Raw genomic sequence first — 26793 nt, 5'->3', positions numbered from 1 at the left:
TATGAGTTATAATAGGATAGAAATCATAAAATGGAGGCGTGCTAATGCTTGGAAAATTAAAATTGGATTTAAAAATCCTAAAGGAATTGGATTTCACACTTTTGCTTGCATCAATTATGACAGTTCTTTTTGGCTGCCTCAATATATATTTAGCAACAAAAGGTTCACCTGAAACTTTAAATTCCTTTAAAAAACAATTGTTATTTTTAGGACTTTCTATAGTAGTAATTTATTTTATGTTACTTATAGATTATATAATGCTCAAAAATTATGCATTAATATTTTACATATTATCCACACTGCTTTTAGCAGTTACTCCTTTTTTAGGAAAAACTATAAATGGTGCTACTGGATGGATAAGAATAGGTGGATTTTCTATGCAGCCCTCGGAACTAGCTAAGATAGCTATTATAATATTAGTGGCAAAAAAGCTTGAAGATATGGATGGAAAGATTAATGATGTTAAGAACTTCTTTATATTGACAGCTTATATAATTGTTCCAGTATTATTTATAGTGAAGCAGCCAGATATGGGAATGACTATGGTATGTTTCTTTATTGTTTTAGGAATGTTTTTTATAGCTGGTTTAGATATGAGAATAATAGGCGGAGGATTATTATCACTAGTAGTTGCGATTGTAATAGTATGGAATTCAGGACTTATTCATACATATCAAAAAGCTAGACTTACTAGCTTCTTGAATCCAGAAGCAGATGAACTTAACACAGGACTTCAGCTTACTCAATCTATGATAGGAATAGGTTCGGGCGGTTTATTTGGTACTGGTGCAGATTTAAACATTAATGCTACTACTGGATATGTTGCTCAAAATGTTCCGGAAAAACAAACAGATTTTATATTTGCTGTAGTTGGGGAACATTGGGGAACTTTAGGAGCTATATTTCTTTTAACTTTATATGGCATAATAATTTACAGAATGCTAGTAATATCTAGGACAAGTAAGGATTTATTGGGCAAAATGATATGTGTAGGTTTTGCATCTTATTTCTTATTTGCTGTACTACAAAATATAGGTATGACAATAGGACTTATGCCAATAACAGGAATTACTTTACCACTTGTAAGTTCTGGAGGTAGCTCATTGTTAACTACCATGATGTCTATAGGACTTGTTTTAAATATAGGAATGAGAAAGAAGAAAATAAACTTTTAAAAATAAAAGGGGAATGGGAAATATGAATATAGCTTTAATTGCTCATGATAATAAGAAAATAGATATTATAAATTTTGCCAAGAAACATCAGCATGTATTAGCTAATGGTCATAATTTATATGCAACAGGAACAACAGGACTTAAAATAATGGAGGCTACTGGCTTACTTATAGAAAGATTTTTATCTGGACCACTTGGAGGGGATCAGCAAATAGGTGGGAAGATAGCTCAAGGGGAAATGGATTTAGTTATTTTTTTAAGAGATCCACTAACTTCTCAGCCACATGAGCCAGATGTAACGGCTTTAATTAGAATATGTGATGTTCATGGTATTCCAATAGCAACTAATATAGGTACTGCAGAAATATTAATAAAATATATTAAATAGTGTAATAAAGAATCAGCTCTTAGCTGGTTCTTTATTTTTGTTCTAGGAATTTAAAAAACTAAATATATATTTAGAGTAGACTTTAATAGAAAGGAGAGTATTGGAGGTTTTATGAATGGGAAGTTATAACTCTGAATATGAGAGCTATTATGCAAAAATAATGGGTAAAAAAAGAGGGCCAGATAGCTACAGGAGAGATTATTCTGTAGGAAATTTAACTGGCACTCAAAGTAAGAATGTTGGAGATATCATAATTAAAAGGGTAATCCAAGAACTGGCGGGTACTTTTATTTTATTCATGTTAATATTTATGTTTAAAATGATTAAAACGCCTGAAACGACAACGGCGTATGCTATGGCTAAAGACATAGTTAGTAAAGGATATAGTGTAGAGGACACTATAAATTACGCTAAAACTATGGATTTATCCAGTATAAAAAGCAGTGCCGAAGTATATGTAGAGGATATAAAAGAAAAGTTAGGTGCGGGAGACAGTATTAAGGAGAGAAGTAAAGAAAATTTTATTAAACCATTATTAGGAGAATATAAGGTCTACGATGAAAAGCAGAAGATATACTCAGTTAGTGTTTCGGAAGCAACTGATGTTAATTCAGTATATGATGGTAAGGTTAAAAAGGTTGGAGAGGATGAGACCTTAGGAAAGTATATGATAATAGATAATGGAAGTGGCATAGAGACAGTATATGGAGGTTTAGCTGAATTAGCTCTAAAAGAAGATCAAGATGTAGCCAAGGGAGAAATGATTGGCAAGGTGAGTTCTTCATTTTTATTTCAATTAAAGTATATGGGAGAAGGACGAAATATTGAAGACTACATGAACATGGATTAGCAATTTATTTAGGGGGAAGAATGAGCAGAAAGGGTTTAATGTTTATATCCGAAGTACTTATTCTTTTTTGTATTAGCCTGCAATATGAACTTTTAGTAGCTTTTTTATGTATTTTTTTTCATGAATTATCTCATGGTTTGGTTGCTCTGATTTTTGGTATGGACATTAAGTATTTGCTTATACATCCATTAGGTTTTTTTATAGAGATAGAAAAATTAGAGGAGTTTTCAGATGAAAAACAACTAGGGGTTTATTTTGCAGGTCCTATATTTAACTTGATTCTATCGCTTATATTTTTGATATTATTTAATAAGCAGGGAGTAAATATGTATAAAGACTTATTTACTATTAATATAACTTTGTGCTTATTAAATCTTTTACCGGTGTTCCCTTTAGATGGCGGTAGAATTTTTAATATTATTTTATCAAGGAAACTAACATATAGAGCTGCAACTAAACTGATAGTTTATAGCAGTTTTGTTATAGGAACTGGATTTGGAATACTTTTTCTCTATAGTCTGCTCCTATTACATAAAGTCAATTTAACATTTTTAATGATTAGCTTTCTTGTGATTTACTCAGCATATAAGGAAAATGGAAGGATAATGTATATTTTAATGGGAGATGTGATTAAAAAGAAAAGTAAGTTTAATAAGCAAAAGTATATAGAAAATAGAAGTATATCTGTTTGTTATAAACTAGGGTTAATTAACCTGCTTAGAATGATAGATAAAAATAAGTTTCATAGTTTTTATGTTTTGGACGAGAGTATGAAGCTCCTTGAAATATTATATGAAGATGAACTTATGGAGGCTTTGAAGCTTTATGGAAATATAACATTAGAGGAATATTTAGAAATAAAGGAACATACTTAGGTAGTGCAAAAATATAAATTGTGGTAGAATAACAAAGTAATGAAGAATAGTATATTGGGGATGTGGATTTAATGAGTACACATTCCCAATTTTTAGATGAACTCAGGAGGTAAATTGATGAATAGAATTACTGATGATATTTTATTTAGAGTTGAAAAACCAGCTAGATATATAGGTGGTGAGCTAAATCAAGTAGTTAAAGATAAAAATGAAGTTGACATAAGATTTGCATTTTGTTTTCCAGATGTTTATGAAGTAGGGATGTCCCATTTAGGTTCAAGAATTCTCTACCATACAATTAATGAAAGAAAAGATACATATTGTGAAAGAGCATTTGCACCATGGCCAGACATGGAAGGGCTTATGAGAGAAAATGACATACCTTTATATACATTAGAAACTAAAGATCCTCTTAAGGATTTTGATATAGTTGGTTTTACACTTCAATATGAAATGAGTTATACAAATATATTAAATATGCTAAACCTTGGAGGTATAACAATAAGAGCTTCTGAAAGAGGAGAGGATGAACCTATCGTTATGGCAGGGGGGTCCTGTGGGTATAATCCAGAGCCTTTATGGGATATAGTAGATTTCATTGAACTTGGCGAGGGCGAAGAGATGATGAATGATGTTATTGAAGTTTACAAAAAGTATAAAGGTAAAGGAAAGAAGAAAGAATTCTTAAGAGAAATATCTAAAATAAGAGGTATATATGTACCATCTTTATATGAGGTTAGCTATAAGGAAGATGGTACTATTAAAGAATTTAAACCTAAATATGATGATGTTCCAAAGAAGATTCAAAAGAGAATAGTTCCTGACTTTGATAAAGTTGAATTTCCTACTAATATAATAGTTCCTTACACTGAAATAGTTCACGATAGAATAGTTTTAGAATTATTTAGAGGATGTACTAATGGTTGTAGATTCTGTCAAGCAGGTATGATTTATAGACCTATTAGAGAAAAAAGTAGAGAGACTCTTTTAAAACAAGCAAGAGAAATGCTTAAGGCAACAGGATATAGAGAGATATCCCTATCTTCATTAAGTACATGTGATTATTCAGATATTCAAGCATTAGTTGAAGATTTAATGAGCGAGCATTTAGATAATAATGTGAGTTTAGCATTACCATCAATTAGAGTAGATGCTTTTTCTGTGGATTTAATTAAAGAAATTCAAAAAGTAAGAAAGACAGGTTTAACCTTTGCTCCTGAAGCTGGTTCCCAAAGAATGAGAGATGTTATAAACAAAGGTCTTACTGAAGATAGAATATTAGAGGCTTCAAGATCTGCTTTTGAGGCTGGTTGGAGTACTATAAAACTTTACTTCATGATAGGATTACCTTATGAAGAAATTGAAGATGTTAAAGGTATAGGAGACTTAGCGGAAAAGATATCTGCCCAGTATTTCATGGTACCAAGACATATAAGAAATAAAGGTCTTAGGGTTACAGTAAGTACATCAATATTTGTACCTAAACCATTTACTCCTTTCCAATGGGCTCCTATGGATAAGATGGAGAATGTTAGTGAAAAGATTAGTGCAGTAAGAGATTCTATAAAAGCTAAAAGCATAGTCTATAACTATCATCATCAAAAAACTTCTTACATGGAAGGAGTTTTTGCAAGAGGTGATAGAAGAATGTGTGATGTTCTTATAAAGGCTTATGAAAAAGGTGCTAAGTTTGATGGATGGTCAGAGTATTTCAACTTTGATACATGGATGGAAGCATTCGAAGAATGTGGAGTTGATGGAGACTTCTATGTATATAGAGAAAGAAGTTATGATGAAATTCTTCCTTGGGACTTCATAGACATTGGAGTAAATAGAGAGTATATTGAAAAAGAAAATGAAAGAGCTAAAACAGCAAGTTTAACTCAAAACTGTAGACTTGGATGTACTGGTTGTGGAATAAATGTAAACTTTAAGGAAGGGAAGTGTTTTGCAGGTGCGATATCTAATTAAGTTCACAAAAGAAGGAAATATAAAGTTCATATCTCATTTAGATTTAATGAGATCTATTCAAAGAGTAATTTTAAGAAGTGAATTAGATGTTGAATACTCTAAGGGCTTCCATCCTCATATGGCTTTATCTATAGCTCAGCCTTTATCTGTTGGAATAAGTTCTGTTGGTGAATATATGGACTTAGTTTTAAAAAATCCGATGGATGAAAAAGAAATTATAGAAAGATTAAATCAAAATACTTTAGTTGGAGTAAGATTTTTAGAAGCTAAAGGAATAGAAGTTATACCAAACACTAAAAAGGTTCCACAATCTATGGCAATGGTTGATCAAGCGGTTTATACTATAAAGATCAAGTACACTGATATAAAATCAGCAGAGGAAGAGTTTAAAGAACTTTTAGGAAAAGATGAATGGATTATAACTAAAAAGAATAAAAAAGGTGAAGAAAAAAGTGTTAATATAAGACCTTTTATAAAAGATATAAAATATTGGGTTAAAGATGATTATTTAGTATTAAATACAAGGATAAGTTGTGGTAGTAGAGAACATCTTAATACAGAGGCATTTGTTAACTATATAAAAGAAAATACTCCAAATGTTAATAATGAAGCTTTTGTAGATATTAACAGAGAAGAGATGTACGCTGAAATTGATGGTAAGTTGCTACCTTTATATAAGATAGTATAGAAGGTGTAAAAATGAGAGCAATATTTATAGAAAGAAGCGAAGACATATTAAGAATTGCTATTAAAGAAAATAGTGAATTAACTGAGTGTTTTGTAGAAGAAGAAACCAAAGAACCATTACCAGGAGAAATTTACAAAGGAATAGTTAAGAGTATAGTTCCAGCTATTAAATGTGCGTTTGTAGATATAGGGTATGAGAAAAATGCTTTTATGAGCTTAAGTAAAGAAGTGAGACTTAAGCAAGGGGATGAAATAGTAGTTGAAGTAATAAAGGAAGCTATTGGAGATAAAGGGCCAAAGGTTATTATGGATTTTTCATTGCCTGGGAAATATTCAGTTATAAACTCTAAAGGAAAAGGGATAAATATTTCTAAAAGAATAGAAGATGAAAATAGAAAAGCTGAATTGCTTAAGAATATAAAATCCTTTGAAGATGCAGCAGTTACGATAAGAACAAGCGGAGCTTATTGTGAAATAGAGAGTATAATAAATGAATTATATGAACTATACGAAGAGTATAAAACAATAAAACAAAAAGCGAAGTATCATAAAAATCCTCAAAAACTATATGGTGATAATCCATTATTACATAAAATTCTAAGAGATAAGATGGATAAAAAAACTAAGAAGATATATGTAAATAAAGAAGAGGATTATAAAGTTGTTTTGAAGTATCTAGAGGAAAAACAAGACATTCAGGTTGAACTATATGATCAAAAAAGAACTCTATTTGATTTCTATGGAATAGAGAGGGAAATACTTTCCTTAAGACATAATAAAGTTAATCTTAACTGTGGTGGATATATAGTTATAGATAAGACAGAAGCTATGCATGTTATAGATGTAAACTCTGGAAAAAACACTAAGGGAAAAAATCGTGAAAAAACTGGAGAAGAAACCAATAAGGAAGCAGCAAAAGAAATTGCAAGGCAGATAAGAGTAAGAAATCTAGCGGGTATAATCCTTATAGATTTTATAGATATAACAAGCGAAGAGTCTAAAAAAGAAATTTTAGATATTTTAAGAAGTGAACTTGAGAGTGATAAAAATAGAACTCAAGTATTCCCGTTTACGGAGCTTAATTTAGTCCAAATATCTAGGAAAAGAAGTGGCAGAAGTATATTCGACATGATTGAAGAGAAATGTTTAACCTGCAATGGTATGGGAGAAAGACTGGCACTTTCTTATGTAAGTATATTAATAAGAAATGATATAATAAAGTTTAATGGAGAGAACTCTATTAGTGATTTTTATATACAAATAAACTCTCAATATGAATCTTTAATAAAAGAAGATTTATTTAAGTTTTTAACTAAAATTGAAGCATTAGATTGCAACATCTACATAAACTATGTACATGAAGTTGAATATTTCAAAGTTGAGCCTCTTTTATTTAAAAATCAGATAGAGAATGTAGAAAAATATTTAATTACCCTATAATATAAGATTAAATGTCCAATATTATGAAAACTTTTCTTTACAAAGTATAAGCTATATGATAGAATTTCATAGTAACCGCACATAACAGGTTTTTAATTAAAACAAAGTTAAATCTTTGTACCTAAAATGGCGAGACCGTAATGAGGAGGTGTTTTTAATGTACGCAGTATTAACTACAGGGGGAAAACAATACAGAGTTCAAGAAGGAGACGTTCTATTCGTTGAAAAATTGAATGCTGAAGTTGACTCAACAGTTGAATTTAACGAAATCTTAGTTGTATCTAACAACGGTGAAGTTAAAGTTGGTAAACCAGTGGTTGAAGGTGCAAAGGTTGTAGCTAAAGTATTAGCTCAAGGAAAAGCAAAGAAAGTTGTAGTTTTCAAGTATAAACCAAAAAAAGACTACAGAAGAAAAGCTGGACACAGACAACCTTACACTAAGATCCAAGTTGAAAAGATCGAAGCTTAATTATGATTAAAGTAGTAATTAAATTTCAAGATGATAATATAATTGCAGTTGATATAAAAGGTCATGCTGTTAGAGATGCTGAAGCTGTTATAATAGGTGAAGCTTACGATATGGTATGTAATTCTGTATCTGTACTTTCTCAAAGTTTACTTATAGGCTTAGAGAATGTATTGAAAATAAATTGTAGTTATGAAATCTATGATGGATACATAAGCTTAGATTTAAGCGATATAGAGAAAGAGGAATTATTAAAGGCACAAGTGCTTTTAAAAACCTTTGAACTTAGCTTAGAAAGTATAATGATATCCTTAGAACAAAGTTTTGGAAAAAATAAACGTGATAAATATATATTTCTTTTAAAAGAGGAGGTGTAACACCATGTTAATAATGAACCTTCAATTGTTTGCTCATAAAAAAGGAGTAGGTAGCTCTAAGAACGGTAGAGATTCTGAATCTAAAAGATTAGGAGTTAAATCAGCAGATGGTCAATTTGTTTTAGCTGGAAACATCATAGTTAGACAAAGAGGAACTAAAATCCATCCAGGTACAAATGTTGGAAGAGGTAAAGATGATACTCTTTTTGCAAAAGCTGATGGACTTGTTAAATTCGAAAGAGTGGGTAAAGATAAGAAAAAAGTTTCTGTTTACCCAGTACAGGTTGAAGAGATAGCTGAATAATTTACTCAGTAGCAAAGCACCCTAAGTTAGGGTGCTTTTTTAAATTTATTACAAAAGTGGCTTAAGAAAAAAATAAGTTATTTGTAACTCTTATGTATTTGCAAAATAAATTTCCATGTTGTAATATTTAAGAGATTAATAAAAAAATACCTGTTAATAATATATATAGAAAATAAGGTAAGGTGATTATATGTTTATAGATACAGCCAAAGTTTTTCTAAAATCTGGTGACGGTGGAAATGGTTCTATATCTTTTAGAAGAGAAAAGTATGTTCCTCTAGGTGGACCAGATGGAGGAGACGGTGGAGACGGCGGAGACATAACATTTGTAGTAGATACCAATATGACTACTCTTTTAGACTTTAAATATAGTAGAAAGTTTATAGCTGAAAGAGGCGTTAATGGTTCGGGTTCTAAATGTTATGGAAAAGATGGAGAGGATTTAATAATTAAGGTTCCAATGGGAACTATTATTAGAGACGTAGAAACTAATAAAATTATGGTAGACCTTTCTCATCCTGGAGATTCTTATAAAATCTGTAGGGGCGGAAAAGGTGGAAAAGGTAATGCTAAATTTGCAACACCTACAAGACAAGCGCCTAACTTTGCAGAACCTGGAATGCCAGGTGAAGAAAGATGGGTATTATTAGAACTTAAACTTTTAGCAGATGTAGGTTTATTAGGATTCCCTAATGTAGGAAAATCAACATTGCTTTCAATAGTTTCTAAAGCTAGACCAAAGATAGCTAACTATCATTTCACAACTTTAAAACCTAATTTAGGTGTAGTTAGTGTACCGGGAATAGAACCATTTGTTATGGCAGATATACCAGGTATAATTGAAGGAGCTTCAGAAGGTGTAGGCCTAGGAATAAAATTCTTAAGACACATAGAAAGAACAAGACTACTTATACATGTAGTAGACATATCAGGAGTTGAAGGAAGAGATCCTATGGAAGACTTCCTAAAGATAAATGAAGAACTTAAAAAATATTCTATAAAACTTTGGGATAGACCTCAAATCGTTGTGGCAAACAAAGCAGATATGTTATACGATGAAGAAGTATATACACAGTTTAAACAAAAACTAAATGAAATGGGATATGATAAAGTATTTAAAATGTCAGCTGCTACTAATACTGGAGTAGAAGAAGTTATAAAAGAAGCTGCAAGAATGCTTCAAAGTATTCCAGTTATGGAACTTGAAATCTCTAAAGAAGACATGTATGTACAAGAGGAAAGAAGATTTACTTATGAGATTAGAGTTGAAGAAGGCGAAGAAAACGAAGATGGTAACAAGGTAAATGTCTATGTAATAGAAGGTAGCTTCGTAGATAGACTATTAACTGCTGTTAATGTTAATGATGCAGACTCGTTAAGATATTTCCACAAAGTTCTGAAAAATAAAGGAATTTTAGATGAACTTAGAGAAATGGGAATAGAGGATGGAGACTTCGTTAGACTTAATGACTTTGAATTTGAATACTTAATGTAATAAGAAGGGATGATTTTATGATAACTAGTAAGCAAAGAGCTTATTTGAGATCTCTTGCAAATAATATAGATCCTATATTCCAAATAGGTAAAAATGGTATAGAAGAAACCTTTATAAAACAGGTTGAAGATGCCTTAGAAGCAAGAGAATTAATAAAGATAAAAGTACTTGAAAACTCAGGATTAGAGACAAGGGAAGCCTCTGACATAATATGTGAAAAAGTAGGATGTGAAGGCGTTCAGGCTATAGGCAGTAAATTGGTACTTTACAAACAAAGTACTAAAAAACCTAAGATAGAGTTAAAGACAAAATAATGAAGAAAATTGGTATATTGGGGGGGACTTTTGATCCTCCTCATAATGGCCATATATATATCGCAGAACAAGCCTACAAAAGATTAAAGCTAGATAAAATTATTTTTATGCCTGCCGGAAGTCCTCCTCACAAAACTCATAAACAGATTACAGATGAAAATATAAGATATAAAATGGTTAAGCTTATTACAGAAGGTTATCCTTATTTTGATGTAAGTGATTACGAAATAAGCAAGGGTGGATTAAGTTATACTTATCTTACATTAAAACATTTAAATGAAGTAAATAAAGATTGTAAGTTTTACTTCATAGCTGGAGCAGATAGTTTACTTCAGCTAAATAACTGGAGAAATGTACAGGGAATATTGGATAATGCTGCCTTAGTGGTGTTTGGTAGACCTGGTTTTCCTAAAGAGAAATTATTAGAAGAGAAAAAGAAAGTTGAAGAAAAATACAATCATGATATTATATATTTGGACTTATTAGAATTAAATATATCGTCTTCTCAAATAAGAGAAGAAATAGAAAATGGGTTGCCTATACCTGATGAAGTGTTAACAGAAGAGGTAAGGGAGTATATTGGATATATGGGATTATATAAGGAGAGATAATTATGTGGAGTAATGAAGAGATACTAGAATATCTTAAAGAGAATTTAAAAGAGAGTAGATATGAACACACACTAGGTGTAGTTAAGACAGCTAAAGCATTAGCAAAAATAAATGGTGTTGAAGAAGAAAAAGCAGAACTTGCAGCTTTAATTCATGATAGTGCTAAAAATATGCACATTAATTCTATGAAGAAGATGCTAGAGGAAAATTTTGAGCAAATAGATGATATAGAAGAGAAAACACCTCAGCTTTTACATGGAAAAGTTGCAGCGATTATAGGTAAAAATATAATGGGCATTGAAGATGAAGAAATATTGAGTGCAGCAGCTTATCATACAACAGGTAAAGGAAATATGACGCTATTAGAAAAGATAATATATATAGCTGATTATATAGAGCCTAACAGGGTTTATCCTGGCGTTGAAGAGTTAAGAAAATTAACTTTTGAAGACTTGGATAAAGGTGTGATAGTGGGATTAAATAATACCATAAATTATATATTAAAACAAGGTGGACTTATTCATCCTAATACTATAGAGGCTAGGAATTATCTTATCATTAATGGTAAGGGAGGCTTAGAATAGTATGGATAACGGTGAAGAATATAGAAACAAAAAGAAAAAAGCCTACTACGAAAAACAAAGAAAAAGACGATTGATGATTATGAGTGGTGTATTGACTGCAATAATAGCAGCAATTGTTTTTACTGTTATTTACTTTTATAATTTCTTTGGGAAATTTAGTACAGATGGGGTTTCAGTAGCTCCAAATGAAGTAAAGGCAAAAGAGCCTGTTAATATACTTGTACTTGGATTAGACATAGGAGATGTTAATCAAAAGGATAATGAAAGCATAAAGAGAACGGATACTATTATGGTGCTTCATTATGAACCTAAAAATAATGCAGCAAGTCTTATTTCAGTTCCTAGAGATATGTTAATAAAGGTTAATAAAAAAAATAACAAGATAAATGCTGCTTACGCTATAGGAGGAGAAAAACTCATACAAAGCGAGGTAGAAAAACTTATAGAAGCAGATATTAACTATATTGTAAAAATAGATTATGAAGGATTTAGAGCTCTGGTAGATGCTGTTGGCGGAGTTGAAATGTATATTGAAAGAAATATGTATTATGATGACGATGCTCAAGATCTTCATATTAGATTCAATAAAGGGGAAACTGTTCTTTTAGATGGAAAAAAGGCAGAAGAATTCTTTAGATGGAGAAAAAACAACGATGGAACAGGTTTTGCAAATGGAGACTTAGATAGAATAGAAAATCAGCATAAGTTCATAAATAAGCTTATAGAAAAATGTACATCACCAGCTATAATTACAAACATAAAAGGAATACTAGATGTGTTGCCTGCCTATGTTAAAACTAATATGTCACCAAGTAAGATTATCTCTTATGGTTTAGGGCTTAAAGATTTAGATAAAAGCAATGTAACTACAGCTACTTTACAAGGAGATCTTAAAACTATAGGGGGAGCCTCCTATGTGGTATACAATAGAAATATGAATATTGAAACCCTTGGATTACTAAGTGGATCAGAGGCTAGTAATGGAACTATAAAGAAGAAAAACTTAAGGATAAATATCTTAAATGGAACTAGAATTACAGGATTAGCATCAAGGATGTCGGAAAATTTAAAAACAAAAGGTTACAGTGCTATAGACACAGGTAATACTCAAGAAAGAAGTAAAACTATTATAAAAACTAATAATAAGGAAATGGGAAAGCTTATAGTAGAGGATTTAGGAACTGGAACCATTCAAGATTTAGATGATAATCCTCAAGGATACGATGCAGTGATATTAATTGGAAGCGACTATAAAGAATAGATTTATTAAGGAGCAAAAATGAGTAAGATACAAAAGACAGTACCAGCTGAGTATGATAAACGAAAAATAAGAGAATATTTAAAAGAAGATTTAGGTTTATCAACAAGGCTAATAAGAGGGGCTGCTTTAGATAAACGAATATTAGTAAATAAAAAAGCGGTAAAAATGAACTATATGGTATCAGAAGGTGAACATATAGTAGTTATATTAGATAAAGAAGAGAGCCAGAATATAGAACCAGAAAAAATGGATTTAGATATTGTATATGAAGATGAGGATATTATAGTAATAAACAAAAAACCATACATGGTTGTGCATCCTACTAAAAGCCATTTTAATGGAACTTTATCTAATGGAGTTATGTATTACTTTAAAGAAACAGGACAAAATTCTATTGTTAGACTTGTGAGCAGACTAGATATGAATACATCGGGGCTTATAATTATTGCTAAAAATCAATTTGCACACATGCAGCTCTCTAAAGAGATGAGAGAAGAGCATTTCCAAAAAAGATATTTAGCTTTAGTTCATGGTAACTTAAAAGAAAGAGAAGGTACCATAAATAAACCCATTTATAGAGAAAGTGATGATGTAATAAAGAGAGTTGTAGACCCTAGAGGGCAGGAAAGTATAACTCACTATAAGGTTTTGGAGAGATATGAAAATGCTGACCTAGTAGAATGTCTTTTAGAAACAGGAAGGACTCATCAGATAAGAGTTCACCTAAGTTATTTAGGAAACCCTATTTATGGAGATTTTCTATATGGGGAAGAGGAAGATGAATTAATACCAAGGCAGGCTCTTCATGCATATGGATTAGATTTTTATAGTCCAAGAACAAGAGAGAAATTAAGTCTAAGAGCAGAAATGCCCGGCGATATGAAAGAACTTATAGAAAAAATTAAAAAATAGAGCATTTGCAAAAAAGCAAATGCTCTATTTTCTCATCTTCTTATTAAATATATTAGGATATTTTGCTTTAAGTTTTTTTCTCTTAATATGATTTTTATATTTAAGAAGGAAAAGAATTCCTAAAAAACTGCCTACTGATAAAATTACAGGAAGTGAATTTTTGTTTAAAATACTTTCCTTTACTGTTGTAGTTACTGGTTTAACTTCTCTATCTTCTCCAGAAGCTAAAGGAAGAGCTATGTAATTTTCGTTGTTTACTTTTACTTCAGAATTTAAAATAACCTCTCCTCTTTTAAAAGAAGTTTTAGATAAATCTTTAGTTTCGCTTTCAATTTTAGAGTTTACATTTTTTTCTTGTCCTTTATCAGTAACGTAATAAACATCTTGAGTAGCTAATAAAGGGATTGTAGTATCCTTATCAACTTCATAACTTGAAACTTCTTGACCTTTAGAATAAAGTTTTACTAAGCTGAAATTATTAAATCCATATTCATATAAATCTTTTGCGTTTAGAAAAAAGGAATTTTTAATATCAGAACGCATAAAAGTAGCTATTAATCTTTGACCGTCCTTTTCAGCTACAGAAGTATAAGAATGTTTAGCGTCTATGGTATAGCCAGTTTTACCAGTAAGAGCATAAGGATAATAATACATACTATTTTTTCTTATAAGACTATTTTTGTTATCCGCCCATTTTTTCTCACCATTTATATTAGATGGAGGAAATTCATAAATAGCCGCTTGAGAAATTTCTAAATAATGAGGTGTTTTAGCAGCTTCTCTAGTAATTAAAGCTAAATCATAAGGAGTAGTTTTATGATTTTCATCATAAAGACCAGATGGATTAGTAAAATGGGAGTTATTAGCTCCTATTTCTTTAGCTTTTTTATTCATCATTTCAGCAAAACCTTCCACTGATCCTCCTACATATTCAGCTAAAGCTACAGCACAGTCATTACCTGAAAGTAGAAGCATGGCATGAAGTAAATCATTTACAGTGAAAACTTCTCCCTCAATCAAACCAAGTCTAGTTCCATCAACTGCTGGAGGATTTTTACCTATAGTTACTTTTGCATTTAAATCAGCATTTTCTAAAACAACTAAAGCAGTCATTACTTTTGTAGTTGATGCTGGAGCTAAAGATTCATTAGGGTTTTTTGAGTACAATAGCTTTCCGGTAGCAGCATCCATTAAAACAGCACCTTCAGAATCAACATTAGGAACTTGAGCGGCTTTTGCAGGATTTCCTAAAAAAATAGTGAAAAAAAACATTAATGCAATAAAATAAACAAATCTTTTCATTTTATCCCCCGTCGGTTAATATCATTTAAAAATAAGTATAACAAATTATTAAACATATTTCTATATTATGTTTAAATTATGTCAATAATCATAAATAAATGAAAGATCTAGTATAAAAGTTGGAGGTCTTATGAGAATTAGAAAAAAAGAAAAGATTATTGGCATAGGAATACTTGTAACTCTATTAGTAGTTATAGGAGGGTTTTATTATTACATAAATAGACCAAAGCCCCTAACTAATGAAGAGATTGAAAATATGTTTGTTGAGGAAAGTACGCAAGATAAAGAGATTAAAACTCAAGAAAAGGTAACTCAGACTGAATCCATAGTTGTAGAAATAAAAGGGGAAGTTAAAAATCCAGAAGTATACACATTGAAAAAAGGAGCTATAATAAAAAACTTAATCGAAGAAGCTGGTGGACTTACTGAAAAAGGAGATACCTCAGCTATTAACCTTGCAAAGGAACTTCAAAACCATGAGTGTATAGTTGTTGGGAATATAGATGATAAAAGCGTTCAAGCTCAAAGTGTATCAGTATCCGGAACAGGTGGACAGAGTACTTCCAAAACAGATGGGAAGATTAACTTAAATTCTGCAACTGAAGCCGAATTAGATACTCTTCCAGGAGTAGGTAAGGTTATGGCAGGAAAGATAATTGAATATAGGGAGAAAAATGGTGGATTTAAAGACATAGAGGAACTTAAAAATATAGATAGGGTTGGAGAAGCTACCTTCGAAAAGCTAAAGGATAAAATAAGTATTTAAAAATAACAAATAATTAATATAAAAAATAGTAGAATATGTATAAATAGTATATTAAAATTATAACTATAATATATAAGGGGGAAGGTTTCATGGATATACTTATTAACGTTGGATTAAGCTTTCTTTTTGGAATAGTTGGAATAGCAATAATGCTTATAGGTTATATACTATTTGATAAAGTTATAAAGGCTGATTTTGATAAAGAATTAGAAAATGGTAACATAGCGGTAGCTATTGTTGTAGCAGGAGTACTTATTGCAATAGGAATAATAGTTTCTCAAGTTATAGCTTAATAAAATCAGCGTATTCTATATAAGAATGCGCTGATTTTATTAAATAAACAATAATATTATCAAGTGTAAACATTTAAATGGTGATAGAAAATTAATAATTATATAAAAATATTAAATAATTCACAAAAAGAGAAAATACCTATTGCATATAGCCTTACTATATATTATAGTTATAAACATAAACTAAATAAAACTTTTTTGTTTCTTATCGTGAGAGGTGGAGGGACTGGCCCTATGAAACCCAGCAACCAACATAAATTCCATTTAATTTATGCATGGTGCTAATTCCTGCAGCTATTTTTTAGCTGATAGATGAGAGGATAGATTTCTAGGGCTGTTATTATCGCGCGGAGTTTATTCTCTAGCGCTTTTTTTATTGCAATCGATGGCTCAAAAGTCGTCGTAGCGATATTTTTCACTTTACCTAGGTATAACAATTTGGAGGAAATAAATGATAGAAATAAAAGGCTTAAGCAAAAGTTTCCATGGAACAGAAGTATTAAAAGATATACACCTTAAAATTCAAGAAGGCGAAATTTATGGGATTATAGGACATTCAGGAGCAGGAAAATCAACTCTCCTAAGATGCATAAATGGACTAGAAACCTATGATTCAGGTAGTTTAGAAGTTATGGGGCAAGAAGTAGCTGAACTATCTCCTAGAGGATTAAGAGAATTCAGAAAAGATTTGGGGATGATATTTCAAGGCTTTAATTTGTTACAAACAAAAACAGTCTTTGATAATGTTGCATTACCTTTAGAAGTATGGGGCTACAATAAGCAAGATATAAAGGAAAAAGTATATAAATTATTAGATTTAGTTGGACTTACAGAAAAAGAAAAAAGTAAGCCAGCAAGTTTAAGCGGTGGTCAAAAGCAAAGAGTAGCAATTGCTAGAGCTTTAGTTTTGGAACCAAAGATACTTTTATGTGATGAAGCAACCTCAGCACTAGATCCTAAAATGACAAAAGATATATTATCTTTATTATTAAAGATAAATAAGGAACTAGGAATAACAATAGTTGTAGTAACACATCAGATGGAAGTTGTTAAAGAAATATGTGAAAAAGTTGCTTTAATTGAAGGTGGGGTAATTAGAGCAGAAGGAAATGCAGAAGAATTATTCTTACGTCCAGGCTTGAGCCTTAAAAAGTTTTTAGGTGATGAGGAAGAAGAAACACTTCCAGAAACAGGAGTAAATATAAGATTATATTTCCCTAAAGATTTAAGTGAGAATTCAATAATAACTGCAATGGCAAGAGAATTAAATATAGACTTCTCAATTGTATGGGGCAAACTTGAAAAGTTTAGAGATGATGTTTTAGGAAGTCTTGTTATAAACATCAAAGAAGAGTATAAAGATATAGCAATAAATTATCTAAAATCTAAAGATATAATCTGGGAGGTGCTATAGGATGTGGAATGATATATTACTTAAAGCTATAAATGAAACGCTAATAATGGTTTTTGTTTCAACATTCTTTGCTGTACTCATAGGATTTATACCAGCGGTAGTATTAATTCTTACTGCACCAGATGGATTAAAGCCAAACAGTATTATATATAAAACTTTAGATGTAATAGTAAATGTCTTAAGAAGTATACCATTCATAATTTTAATGGTAGTAGTTGTTCCTATTACAAAATCAATAGTAGGAACTAGTATAGGAATCAAGGGGGCAATTGTTCCATTAACTATAGCGGCTGCACCTTTTGTAGCTAGAGTATTAGAATCTTCCTTAAGAGAAGTTGATAAGGGAGTAATAGAAGCTGCAAAGTCATTTGGAGCCACAAACTCACAAATAATATTTAAAGTTATGCTAAAAGAGGCCATGCCAAGTATAATTTTAGGAATAACACTAACAATAATAAGTATAGTAGGATACTCAGCAATGGCAGGAGCTGTTGGTGGAGGTGGACTTGGAGCTGCAGCAATCCAATATGGATATAACAGATTCCGAGGAGATGTAATGTTTTATACTGTATTAATTTTAATTGTATTTGTTCAAGGATTACAGTCTTTGGGGAATTATATTTATAAAAAGAAAACAAAATAAAAAATTAGGGGGTTCTTAATATGAAAAGAAAAGGATTATTATCAATATTATTAGTAGGGGCATTAGCATTTAGCTTAACTGCATGCGGAAAAAAAGACGATAAAACTATAAAAATAGGTGTTACACCTATACCACACGAAGAAATAGTTAATGAAATTAAACCATTAGTAGAAGCAAAAGGTTACAAACTTGATGTAGTGGAATTTAATGACTATGTTACACCAAACACTGCATTAAATGAAAAAGAATTAGATGCAAACTTCTTCCAACATGTACCTTACTTAGAGAATATGAATAAAGAAAAAGGATTAGATCTAACTTGGGCAGCAAAAATTCACATTGAACCAATGGGTTTATATTCTAAAAAAGTTGCAAAATTTGATGATATAAAAGATGGAGCAAATATAGCTATACCAAATGATGCTTCTAATGGAGCGAGAGCACTTAAATTATTAGCAGATAACGGATTATTCAAAGTTAAAGATGGAGAATTAATAACTCCAAATGATATAACAGAAAATCCTAAAAATATAAAAATTACTGAATTAGATGCAGCTCAACTTCCAAGAACTCTAGATGACGCGAAAGTAGATGCAGCTGTTATAAATACAAACTATGCATTAGATGCAGGCTTAAATCCAGTAAAAGATGCTCTTGCTATTGAATCAAAAGATTCACCTTATGCTAACATTTTAGCAGTAAGAAAAGGTGATGAAGAAACAGAAAAAATTAAAGTTTTAAAAGAAGCTTTAACATCTCCAGAAGCTAAAAAATTCATAGAAGAGAAATATGATGGAGCAGTAGTTCCAGCATTTTAATAACTAGAAATACAAAAAGCTATCATGAATTTAATTTGTGCACCTTGTTGCTGTAGAGGCTGCTCCTAAAGCCTCATTAAATTCATTATTTATAAAATATAAGACTGAAACTAGGAACCACTTCTACCGCAACCTTACTGCTGTAGAAGTGGTTCTCAGCTTTATTAAATTCATAGCTTAGTATTATTATGTTTAAAAAAGTTAAACACTTTAATACTGTAGAAGCGTTCCACAGCTTCATTAGAGTCATTTTACTTAAATATTATGTTTAATAAAAAGTTAAACACCTTGTTGCTGTAGAGGCTTCTTCTCAAGCCTCATTAGATTCATTAAATACTATGTTTAATAAAAAGTTAAATGTTTAAATGTTTAAATGTTTAAAAAGAAAAACATTTAAAAAGAAAAATGTTTAAAAAGTGTTATTTGAGAGAAGTTAAGGTAATTCTCTATAAAAATGAGCTCTTGATAAGACGTTTAAGATGTTTGAAAAATTTGTGCAGGATATAAAAACGCTAAAGCGGGAATAAAAATAATGTCGAGAGAAATGACATAATATAATTATTAAATAATATTGATTATTAATATCAACTATGATAGAATAAAATCATAGAAATTAAGAAACACGGAGGATTTTAATTATGAAACATGAATTACCAAAACTAAAATATGAATATAACGCGTTAGAGCCATATATAGACGAAACAACAATGACTATACACCATACTAAACATCATGCTACTTATATAAACAATTTAAATGCAGCACTAGAAAAATATCCAGATCTTCAAGAAAAATCAGTTGAGGATTTAGTTAAAGACTTAAATGCTGTACCAGAAGACATAAGAACTGCTGTAAGAAATAATGGTGGAGGTCACTATAATCATTCGCTTTTCTGGCAACTTATGGGGCCTAATAAAGGTGGTAACCCAACAGGAGATTTAGGAAAAGCTATTGATGATAAATTTGGAAGCTTTGATAAATTTAAAGAGGAATTTGGCAAGGCAGCTGCTACAAGATTTGGTAGTGGATGGGCTTGGTTAATTGTAAATAAAAACAATGAATTAGAAGTGGTATCAACAGCTAATCAAGACACTCCAGTAAGTGATGGAGCTAAGCCTGTATTAGCATTAGATGTATGGGAACATGCATATTACTTAAAATATCAAAATAGAAGACCAGATTATGTTGGATCTTGGTGGAGCGTAGTTGATTGGGATTACGCAGCAGAATTATATAAAGATGCAATAAAGTAAAGTTATTTCTTTCCCTTAAAAATGTCCCCTTTTACTACCTAAGTTTTATACTTAGGTAGTTTTTTATTTACATTAAGGTTAACTTTATTTACATAAAAAGCTTTTTATAGTATATTAAAAGAATGTTATGAAGTGGAGGTATAAATATGGACAATAACGAGGGAATTGTTAAGGAAGTTGCTAAAGAAGAAAACAGTAATAAGAAGAATGGTGAAATAGGTTTCTTTGGAAGATTAATAATATCTATAGCAGATCAAACCATAGTGGCATTTTTAGCATTTATATTATTTTTTATAGTTAGTTTAATCTTAAAAGTTATAGGATATGAGATAGTGGTTAAGATAGGAATATATTTCTTCTCATATGTTACTTCAAATATACTATATTACACAATTACAAAAAATAGCTTAGGAAGAACATTAGGAGAAAAAATATTTAATGTTCAATAAACTTACGGAGGAAAATCTAATAGATGAAAAAAGGTAGTGAAATAACCTTAACGATAGAAAAAACTGAATTCCCATCTAAAGGAATTGGATACTTAGAAGGAAAAAAGATATATTCTAAAAATTCTTTTCCAGGGCAAGTGATTAGGGGGAAAGTTACTAAAAAGAAACAAGAGTATGGAGAAATAAAACCTCTAGAGGTTGTTGAGAAGGCATCTTATGAAATTGATGCTAGATGTTCGGTATTTAATATTTGTGGAGGTTGTTCTTCACAAAATCTTAATTATGAAAAGCAGCTAGAACTTAAAAAGGAAGAAGTTAAAGAGTTGTTCCTTGATGCTGAAGTTGACATGGGAGAATTCTTAGGAATAGAAGGAAGTCCAGATCAGTGGAAATACAGAAATAAAATGGAGTTTACCTTTGGTGATGAGGAAAAAGGGGGAGAACTAACCCTTGGAATGCATATAAAAGGAAAACCATTTGGAATTGTAAATGTAGATGTTTGTGAGATAGTTGATGAGGATTTTAGAGAGATTTTAAAAGCAACCGTTGAATATTTTAGAGGAAAAGACCTTCCTTATTATAGAGTAATGAAAAGAGAAGGATATCTAAGACATCTTGTAATAAGAAAAGCTTTTGAAACTGAAGAAATAATGGTTAACTTAGTTACAACAACTCAAATAGATTTTTCTTTAGATGAGTATGTTGAACTTATAAAATCATTAAATTATAAAGGAAAATTAAAATCAGTACTTCATACAGAAAATAACTCCTTCTCTGATGCAGTTATACCTGAAAAAGTTAATTTATTGTATGGAGAAGACCATATAACAGAAAATCTTTTAGGGCTTAAGTTTAAAATATCACCTTTTTCATTTTTCCAAACTAACTCTAAAGGTGCTGAGAAGTTATATTCTCTAGTAAGAGATTTTATGGGAAGTGGAGAAGATAAAGTAGTTTTTGATTTATATTGTGGTACAGGAACTATAGGTCAGATAACAGCTCCTAAAGCTAAAAAGGTTAGAGGAATAGAGCTAATCGAAGAAGCTGTAGTTGCTGCTAATGAGAATGCTAAACTAAATGGACTAGATAACTGTGAGTTTATAGCTGGAGATGTAGCTAAAGTAATAACACAGTTAAAAGATAAACCAGATATAATAATATTAGACCCTCCAAGAAGTGGAGTACATCCTGTTGCACTTAAATATGTAGTGGATTTTAAAGCTAAGGATATCATATATGTAAGTTGTAATCCTAAAACTTTAGTTGATGATTTAAAATATTTAATAGCTTCTGGATATAAAGTTCAAAAGACTTTATGTATGGATATGTTTCCTAACACTCCACATTGTGAAACTATAGTGAAGCTATCTAGGTAAAATCAAGGGTTAAAAGAAATTTAATATATTAAAATGTAGATTTACTACTAATTTGCTACCAATGATTTGAGATTGGTAGCAAATTATTTTTTTGCTACTAAAGATTCAAAGATGTTAACAGTATCGTTTTTCATCTTCTGAGTTACATGAACATAGGTGTCCATAGTAGTAGCTAATTTAGAATGACCTAATCTTTTTTGAACATCTTTCATGTTGGCACCATTCTCCAGTAGTAAAGTAGCATGAGTATGCCTTAAAGCATGAAAATTGAAATCTATACCTAAATCATAATTAACAACTCTACTCAAATATTTAAGTGAGTTTGTGGATATAAGCTCACCATTCTCTTTAGTGCATAATAAATCAATAGCTGAATAAACTCTTTTGCCAAACTTGTACGTGGTTTTAGAGTAGTATTCACCATAACGTAATTTATTCTCTTTTTGCCATACAATATGTTTTTTTAGTATATCTATAAGCGTAGCACCTATCGATATTGTTCTAAAAGAACTATCTGTTTTCGGGGTGTCAAAACACCATTCAAACTCATCATTTAATAAATTCTTTTCTACTTTTAATGTTCTATTAACAAGATCTATGTTATCCCAGGTAAGTGCACATACTTCCGAAGCCCTTAAACCAGAATGAAAAGCTATTTGTACTGGAAGAAAGAAGTTAGATCCTTTAGGGAATCTATCAAGTATTGTGTTAACCTGTTCTATAGTTAATACCTTTATTTTTTCATCTGTCTTATTTAACTTAAATTTAGGCATTGAAACATAATTCATAGGATTTTCTTTTAGATGTCCATATGGGTATACAGCAAGTTTTAAAGAACCAGATAAAACACCATAGAAATTAGTTACTGTGTTCTTTGTATAACCTTCAAGTTTTTTACTGTTTAAGAATTCTTGAAGAGTTGATGGGTCCAAAGAGTTCAATTTATGCTTACCAAACTTAGGAATTATATGAGAATCAACTATCTGTTTGTATTCATTGTATGTTCTATGTTTTAAGTTGACTTTTACATATTGGTCAAGCCAAAAGTTAAAATAATCACTAACACTTATGTTACTTAAAGCTGTAGATCTTCCTGTATTCTCATACTCTGTCATAGCCTTTCTAAGAGCTTTTTCAGCTTCTACCTTAGTTTTGCCACCTACTCGGCATATCTTCTTGTATTTCCCGTCTACCTTACTTGTATTGAAGTAATAGTACCACTTATCAGCACGTTTATATACTCCAGGCATTTATACCACACTCCTTTATTTTTATAAATAAGGGTTAACAAATAAAGAAAACCCTTATTGTAAATTATGGTCTCATCATTATGATAAATACTTTAAAATGTAAATCAATCAAATTTATTAATTGGTTATAATCTACATAAGTTTTATTGTGAATTATTTATATCAGGATGTTTATTAAAAATAATAATAGTTTTTATATATTTAAAATTTAGCATATAGTAATTAATCTCTTTTCTTATATTTTTCAAAAGATTGATAATGATTTAACCTGTTATCAATAATTGTAGTCAGTAAAGACATTAAATCAATAAAACTATCGTCATACACTAATTCTTTTACATCATGATTCAAGAGTTGCTTCACATTATATTTGGAATTTAGCCTTCTTTTATTAATGTGTTCAATAAAAGGGATGATAAATTCTTTTTCTTTTAAAGTTTCCTCCAAAACATAGGAACCAGTAATTGCTTTAAACTCTTCTCCGTGTATATCAATATTATCTGATAAAAATTCTTTAGAAGGTATATTAAGAGCTTCTGCTATAGAGTAGAGCGTATCTATAGACGGTGAACTTTTACCTTGCTCTATCAGTGAAATAAACTGTCCAGTCTTTCCAATTCTTCTTCCTAATTCTCTTTGACTAATGTTAGATTCGATTCTAAAGTCTTTAATTTTATTACCAATTTGCATAATTATATCAACCTCCTAATAATATTATGAACTAACAATTCATACTTGTCAAAAGAAAAAGAAAAATGAATATTGACAAGTATGAATTGTAATTATACAATTAAAGTGACAAGTATGAATTGTCGAAGGCGAGGTGAAGGTTATGATTAAATATAAGATTAAGGCGTTTAGGGTAGGACAAGGTATAAAAGCCAATGAACTATCAAGGCGAATAGGAATAACTAGACAGTATTTAAGGCTCATAGAGAATGGTGAGGCTAAGAATCCATCAAGAACTATTATGAAAAAAATAGCGGATGAGCTTGGGACATCAGTTGAAGAATTATTTTTTTAAATTAGTATCTAGAATTTTATAGAATGTTAAAAATTGTCCTAAAATAATATATAGGGTTTTTTAAAACTTTATTAGAAAACACTCTTTTCGACTATTGACAACGCAGTGAAGCTTTAAAATGGAGCAAATCCATAATCATAAAGAAAGTATCAGATCAATTAAATTCAAGAGTGGGGGATGTTAAAAATGAGTAAAAATGTAAAAGAGGTTACGCAGTTATTATGTACAGTTGAGGAGACTTCTAAGATATTAAAAACTAATACTAACACAATATATAAGCTTATCAGAGAGGGGAGATTGAAAGCATTGAAGCTTGGGAGATTAAAGGTACCTATATTTGAGATAGAGCGATTTTTACATGATAACTTAGGTGAAGATTTATCAGAGTATATTTGCTGAGTAGGTGGGTTATTTGGCATACACTAGCATAGATAACGACTTATTTGATGATGAGTTCTTATGTGGTCAAGAGAAGTTGCTATTAGTAGTTTTAATTAGGTATTGGAATAATGAAAAAGGATATGCGTATCCAAATTATGAGACCTTAATGAGAAAAACCGATATGTCAAAGGCAACTCTAAGAAAACATTTAATGAACTTAGAGAAGAAGAATTATATAGAAATTATAAAACATAGAAGCAAAACTATCGAGAATAACACCTACAAAATTAAGAAATATCTTTGTTTAGAAAATGAACTTTGTATAAATGATGAAAAATTAATAGCTAAGAGCAATCAAGGTACAAAAACTAAACTAAGTCAAGGTTTAAAAACTAAACCTCTCTTAGTTCAAAAACTAAACACTACAAGTACTATATATACAAATACTAATAATATATATATGTCTGTTTTTGATTATTGGAATGAGAAAAACATAAAGAGACATAGGGTTTTAAACAATGATATTAAGAAAGCTATAGATAAGGCATTAAAGATAAAAGTTGAGGATGAATTTATAAAGGAGGCTGATATAAAGAGTGCAATAGATAACTACAAAGAGGTTTTAGATAGTGACTATTTCTTTAACTACAAATGGGGACTAGCTGAATTTCTCACTAGAAAACAAAAGGATAGTAGCGCAAACCAACTTGTATTGTTTTTAGACAATGGAGCTACTTATGAGAATTATAAAAGACAGTGTAAGAAACCACAGGACAAACCACAGGAACAGGCAATATACAAAACAAAAGTAAATAATGAAAAAGTATAGGGGGAATGCTATGTACTTTGATGTTGAACTAGAGAAGAACTTATTAGGGGCTATCTTATTCAGTAATGAGTTAATGGATGAGCTCAGGGTTAAGCCAATACAAATTTATAATAATAAAAACAGAAAATGTCTTGAAGTAATGTGTAGCCTTCATAGTAAAAACAAAGAGATTAATTATGTGACACTTGCAGAAGCTTTAAAGGGTATATGGACCATTACAGAAATTGCTTATCTAACAGACAATGGCTCACTTTATTTAGGATCATTTAACAGTATACAGGATAAAATAATAAGCCTATATGAGAAAACTGCAACCAATAATGCTTTAGTTAAAGGAATTGAAATGTTAAGTGAAGGAAAAGAACCTGTACATGTTTTAACAACGATAAATGATTGTCTTAGCAAAGATATAGATGATAGCACAAGCAGTATAAAACATATAAGTGAGTTTGTAGAAGATGCTTTAGTTACAATAGAAAATGCCTATGCAGGTGGTGGCAAAATAACTGGTATGGAAACTGGATTTAAGCTTTTAGATGATACCTTAAATGGTATAGAGAAAGGAAAGTATATAATAATCGGCGCAAGACCAGGCGTAGGTAAATCCGCGATGGCTCTGGAAATGGCCAAAAGGTTATCAAGAAAAAACACAGTTTTAGTATTCAGTCTTGAGATGCAAGGAGAAGAAAATGCCCAAAGGTTATTAAGTAATGAGGCTAGACTTCCTATGATGAATGTAAAACGTGGGAACTTAATGCCAGAATCATTTTCTAATCTTATTAATAAAGCTGCAGTATTAGAAAAACTTAATCTAAGCGTTGATGAAACAGAAGGGTTAACCATTGAAGAGCTTGAAAGAAGGGCGAGAAGATTTAGAAAATCTAATGGATTAGATGTTATAGTAATTGACTATTTAACACTACTAAATGCAGAAGCTAAATTTAATGGAGTTAGAGAGAAGGTAAATTATATATCTACAAAGATAAGGCAACTGGCGAAATCATTAAATGTAGCAGTAATAGTCTTATCACAGCTTAAAAGAGAAGCAGAAAGTAATTCAAATAATGATACTCCTAAGCCTGTTACAATGGCTGACATAAGGGAGAGTGGCAATATAGAACAGGATGCACACGTAATTCTATTACTTCAAGAGAAGATATCAGTGGATCCTAGCAATAAGGACAAGTTGTTAGTATATGTGGCTAAGAACAGGGGAGGACAAAAAGGAGAGACAATAGAGTTTAACTATTACAAGAGAACACAAATAATTGATGAAATAAACTAA

General features: G+C 30.6%; 31 protein-coding genes and 1 riboswitch. Of the genes, 28 read left to right on the top strand and 3 right to left on the bottom strand.

What is annotated here, in order from left to right:
* Positions 1-44 precede the first annotated feature (44 nt).
* The 16 genes from rodA (at position 45) to L1S49_RS04350 (ending at position 13710) form a co-directional block, all read left to right on the top strand.
* A complete protein-coding gene (rodA, locus tag L1S49_RS04425) occupies positions 45-1175 on the top strand; it encodes a rod shape-determining protein RodA (protein WP_238902718.1) in 1131 nt (376 codons plus the stop codon).
* Between the two features lie 22 nt (positions 1176-1197).
* Positions 1198-1563 carry a methylglyoxal synthase gene (gene mgsA / locus L1S49_RS04420; protein WP_238902717.1) on the top strand — a complete coding sequence of 122 codons (366 nt, stop codon included), beginning with the start codon at positions 1198-1200 and terminating at the stop codon, positions 1561-1563.
* Between the two features lie 115 nt (positions 1564-1678).
* Positions 1679-2413: a M23 family metallopeptidase gene (locus tag L1S49_RS04415; RefSeq protein ID WP_238902716.1), complete on the top strand. Its 735-nt coding sequence runs from the start codon at positions 1679-1681 to the stop codon at positions 2411-2413.
* A gap of 20 nt (positions 2414-2433) precedes the next feature.
* Positions 2434-3288: a site-2 protease family protein gene (locus tag L1S49_RS04410; protein ID WP_073018158.1), complete on the top strand. Its 855-nt coding sequence runs from the start codon at positions 2434-2436 to the stop codon at positions 3286-3288.
* A gap of 117 nt (positions 3289-3405) precedes the next feature.
* The gene (locus L1S49_RS04405; protein WP_238902715.1) at positions 3406-5259 is read left to right on the top strand and encodes a TIGR03960 family B12-binding radical SAM protein; all 1854 of its coding nucleotides are present in this window, start codon (positions 3406-3408) and stop codon (positions 5257-5259) included.
* On the top strand, positions 5243-5947 hold the full coding sequence (locus L1S49_RS04400; RefSeq protein ID WP_238902714.1) for a TIGR03936 family radical SAM-associated protein: 705 nt from the start codon (positions 5243-5245) through the stop codon (positions 5945-5947). Before L1S49_RS04405 ends, L1S49_RS04400 begins: the two co-directional genes overlap by 17 nt.
* Before the next feature lie 11 nt (positions 5948-5958).
* The gene (locus tag L1S49_RS04395; RefSeq protein WP_238902713.1) at positions 5959-7386 is read left to right on the top strand and encodes an Rne/Rng family ribonuclease; all 1428 of its coding nucleotides are present in this window, start codon (positions 5959-5961) and stop codon (positions 7384-7386) included.
* 157 nt (positions 7387-7543) lie between these two features.
* Positions 7544-7855 carry a 50S ribosomal protein L21 gene (gene rplU / locus L1S49_RS04390; protein WP_021800629.1) on the top strand — a complete coding sequence of 104 codons (312 nt, stop codon included), beginning with the start codon at positions 7544-7546 and terminating at the stop codon, positions 7853-7855.
* Between the two features lie 2 nt (positions 7856-7857).
* Positions 7858-8229: a ribosomal-processing cysteine protease Prp gene (locus L1S49_RS04385; RefSeq protein WP_238902712.1), complete on the top strand. Its 372-nt coding sequence runs from the start codon at positions 7858-7860 to the stop codon at positions 8227-8229.
* Positions 8230-8233: 4 nt separating this feature from the next.
* On the top strand, positions 8234-8533 hold the full coding sequence (gene rpmA, locus L1S49_RS04380) for a 50S ribosomal protein L27 (protein ID WP_021800631.1): 300 nt from the start codon (positions 8234-8236) through the stop codon (positions 8531-8533).
* A 190-nt stretch (positions 8534-8723) separates the two neighbouring features.
* Positions 8724-10028: a GTPase ObgE gene (gene obgE, locus L1S49_RS04375; protein WP_238902711.1), complete on the top strand. Its 1305-nt coding sequence runs from the start codon at positions 8724-8726 to the stop codon at positions 10026-10028.
* A 17-nt stretch (positions 10029-10045) separates the two neighbouring features.
* Positions 10046-10342, top strand: coding sequence for a ribosome assembly RNA-binding protein YhbY (gene yhbY, locus L1S49_RS04370; protein ID WP_073018169.1), 297 nt, complete (start codon positions 10046-10048; stop codon positions 10340-10342).
* Entirely contained in the window at positions 10342-10953 is a 612-nt protein-coding gene (gene nadD / locus L1S49_RS04365; protein WP_238902710.1) for a nicotinate-nucleotide adenylyltransferase, read from the top strand. The genes yhbY and nadD overlap by 1 nt, the downstream gene beginning before the upstream one ends.
* Positions 10954-10955: 2 nt before the next feature.
* Positions 10956-11537 (top strand): bis(5'-nucleosyl)-tetraphosphatase (symmetrical) YqeK, encoded by a 582-nt coding sequence (yqeK, locus tag L1S49_RS04360; protein ID WP_238902709.1) that lies wholly within the window; start codon positions 10956-10958, stop codon positions 11535-11537.
* A gap of 1 nt (position 11538) precedes the next feature.
* Entirely contained in the window at positions 11539-12798 is a 1260-nt protein-coding gene (locus L1S49_RS04355; protein WP_073018176.1) for an LCP family protein, read from the top strand.
* Between the two features lie 18 nt (positions 12799-12816).
* Positions 12817-13710, top strand: coding sequence for an RluA family pseudouridine synthase (locus tag L1S49_RS04350; RefSeq protein ID WP_238902708.1), 894 nt, complete (start codon positions 12817-12819; stop codon positions 13708-13710).
* Between the two features lie 24 nt (positions 13711-13734).
* Here the strand turns inward: L1S49_RS04350 and L1S49_RS04345 are convergent, their stop codons facing one another.
* Entirely contained in the window at positions 13735-15012 is a 1278-nt protein-coding gene (locus L1S49_RS04345) for a D-alanyl-D-alanine carboxypeptidase family protein (protein ID WP_238902707.1), read from the bottom strand.
* Positions 15013-15142: 130 nt separating this feature from the next.
* Between L1S49_RS04345 and L1S49_RS04340 the strand changes: the two genes are divergently transcribed.
* The 8 genes from L1S49_RS04340 to rlmD all read left to right on the top strand — a co-directional run bounded on the left by L1S49_RS04340 (position 15143) and on the right by rlmD (position 22024).
* A complete protein-coding gene (locus L1S49_RS04340; protein WP_238902706.1) occupies positions 15143-15778 on the top strand; it encodes a ComEA family DNA-binding protein in 636 nt (211 codons plus the stop codon).
* 89 nt (positions 15779-15867) lie between these two features.
* Complete coding sequence (locus tag L1S49_RS04335) at positions 15868-16071, top strand: DUF350 domain-containing protein (protein ID WP_073018184.1); 204 nt, start codon at positions 15868-15870, stop codon at positions 16069-16071.
* 202 nt (positions 16072-16273) lie between these two features.
* Positions 16274-16390: riboswitch (SAM riboswitch) on the top strand.
* Between the two features lie 132 nt (positions 16391-16522).
* Positions 16523-17485: a methionine ABC transporter ATP-binding protein gene (locus L1S49_RS04330; protein WP_238902705.1), complete on the top strand. Its 963-nt coding sequence runs from the start codon at positions 16523-16525 to the stop codon at positions 17483-17485.
* 1 nt (position 17486) lies between these two features.
* The gene (locus L1S49_RS04325) at positions 17487-18128 is read left to right on the top strand and encodes a methionine ABC transporter permease (RefSeq protein WP_238902704.1); all 642 of its coding nucleotides are present in this window, start codon (positions 17487-17489) and stop codon (positions 18126-18128) included.
* Between the two features lie 20 nt (positions 18129-18148).
* Entirely contained in the window at positions 18149-18946 is a 798-nt protein-coding gene (locus L1S49_RS04320) for a MetQ/NlpA family ABC transporter substrate-binding protein (protein ID WP_238902703.1), read from the top strand.
* 638 nt (positions 18947-19584) lie between these two features.
* Complete coding sequence (locus L1S49_RS04315) at positions 19585-20199, top strand: superoxide dismutase (RefSeq protein ID WP_238902702.1); 615 nt, start codon at positions 19585-19587, stop codon at positions 20197-20199.
* Positions 20200-20345: 146 nt separating this feature from the next.
* Positions 20346-20648, top strand: a complete 303-nt coding sequence (locus L1S49_RS04310; RefSeq protein ID WP_238902701.1) for a hypothetical protein — start codon at positions 20346-20348, stop codon at positions 20646-20648.
* A 23-nt stretch (positions 20649-20671) separates the two neighbouring features.
* Positions 20672-22024, top strand: a complete 1353-nt coding sequence (rlmD, locus tag L1S49_RS04305) for a 23S rRNA (uracil(1939)-C(5))-methyltransferase RlmD (RefSeq protein WP_238902700.1) — start codon at positions 20672-20674, stop codon at positions 22022-22024.
* Positions 22025-22107: 83 nt separating this feature from the next.
* Here rlmD and L1S49_RS04300 read toward each other — a convergent pair whose 3' ends face one another.
* Positions 22108-23274 (bottom strand): site-specific integrase, encoded by a 1167-nt coding sequence (locus L1S49_RS04300; protein WP_238902699.1) that lies wholly within the window; start codon positions 23272-23274, stop codon positions 22108-22110.
* Positions 23275-23496: 222 nt separating this feature from the next.
* Positions 23497-23964 carry a helix-turn-helix transcriptional regulator gene (locus L1S49_RS04295; RefSeq protein WP_238902698.1) on the bottom strand — a complete coding sequence of 156 codons (468 nt, stop codon included), beginning with the start codon at positions 23962-23964 and terminating at the stop codon, positions 23497-23499.
* 142 nt (positions 23965-24106) lie between these two features.
* On the opposite strand from L1S49_RS04295, the gene L1S49_RS04290 reads away from it, so the two are divergent.
* From L1S49_RS04290 to L1S49_RS04275, 4 genes are all read left to right on the top strand, one after another.
* Complete coding sequence (locus L1S49_RS04290) at positions 24107-24298, top strand: helix-turn-helix transcriptional regulator (RefSeq protein WP_238902697.1); 192 nt, start codon at positions 24107-24109, stop codon at positions 24296-24298.
* A gap of 186 nt (positions 24299-24484) precedes the next feature.
* Positions 24485-24697 carry a helix-turn-helix domain-containing protein gene (locus tag L1S49_RS04285; protein WP_238902696.1) on the top strand — a complete coding sequence of 71 codons (213 nt, stop codon included), beginning with the start codon at positions 24485-24487 and terminating at the stop codon, positions 24695-24697.
* Positions 24698-24710: 13 nt separating this feature from the next.
* Positions 24711-25508 (top strand): helix-turn-helix domain-containing protein, encoded by a 798-nt coding sequence (locus L1S49_RS04280; RefSeq protein WP_238902695.1) that lies wholly within the window; start codon positions 24711-24713, stop codon positions 25506-25508.
* 10 nt (positions 25509-25518) lie between these two features.
* Positions 25519-26793 carry a DnaB-like helicase C-terminal domain-containing protein gene (locus L1S49_RS04275; RefSeq protein ID WP_238902694.1) on the top strand — a complete coding sequence of 425 codons (1275 nt, stop codon included), beginning with the start codon at positions 25519-25521 and terminating at the stop codon, positions 26791-26793.

Origin of the sequence: Clostridium sp. YIM B02506 (genome assembly GCF_022324845.1) — a bacterium.
Lineage (GTDB): Bacteria > Bacillota > Clostridia > Clostridiales > Clostridiaceae > Clostridium_T > Clostridium_T intestinale.
This window is presented reverse-complemented; position numbering and strand designations above follow the sequence as displayed.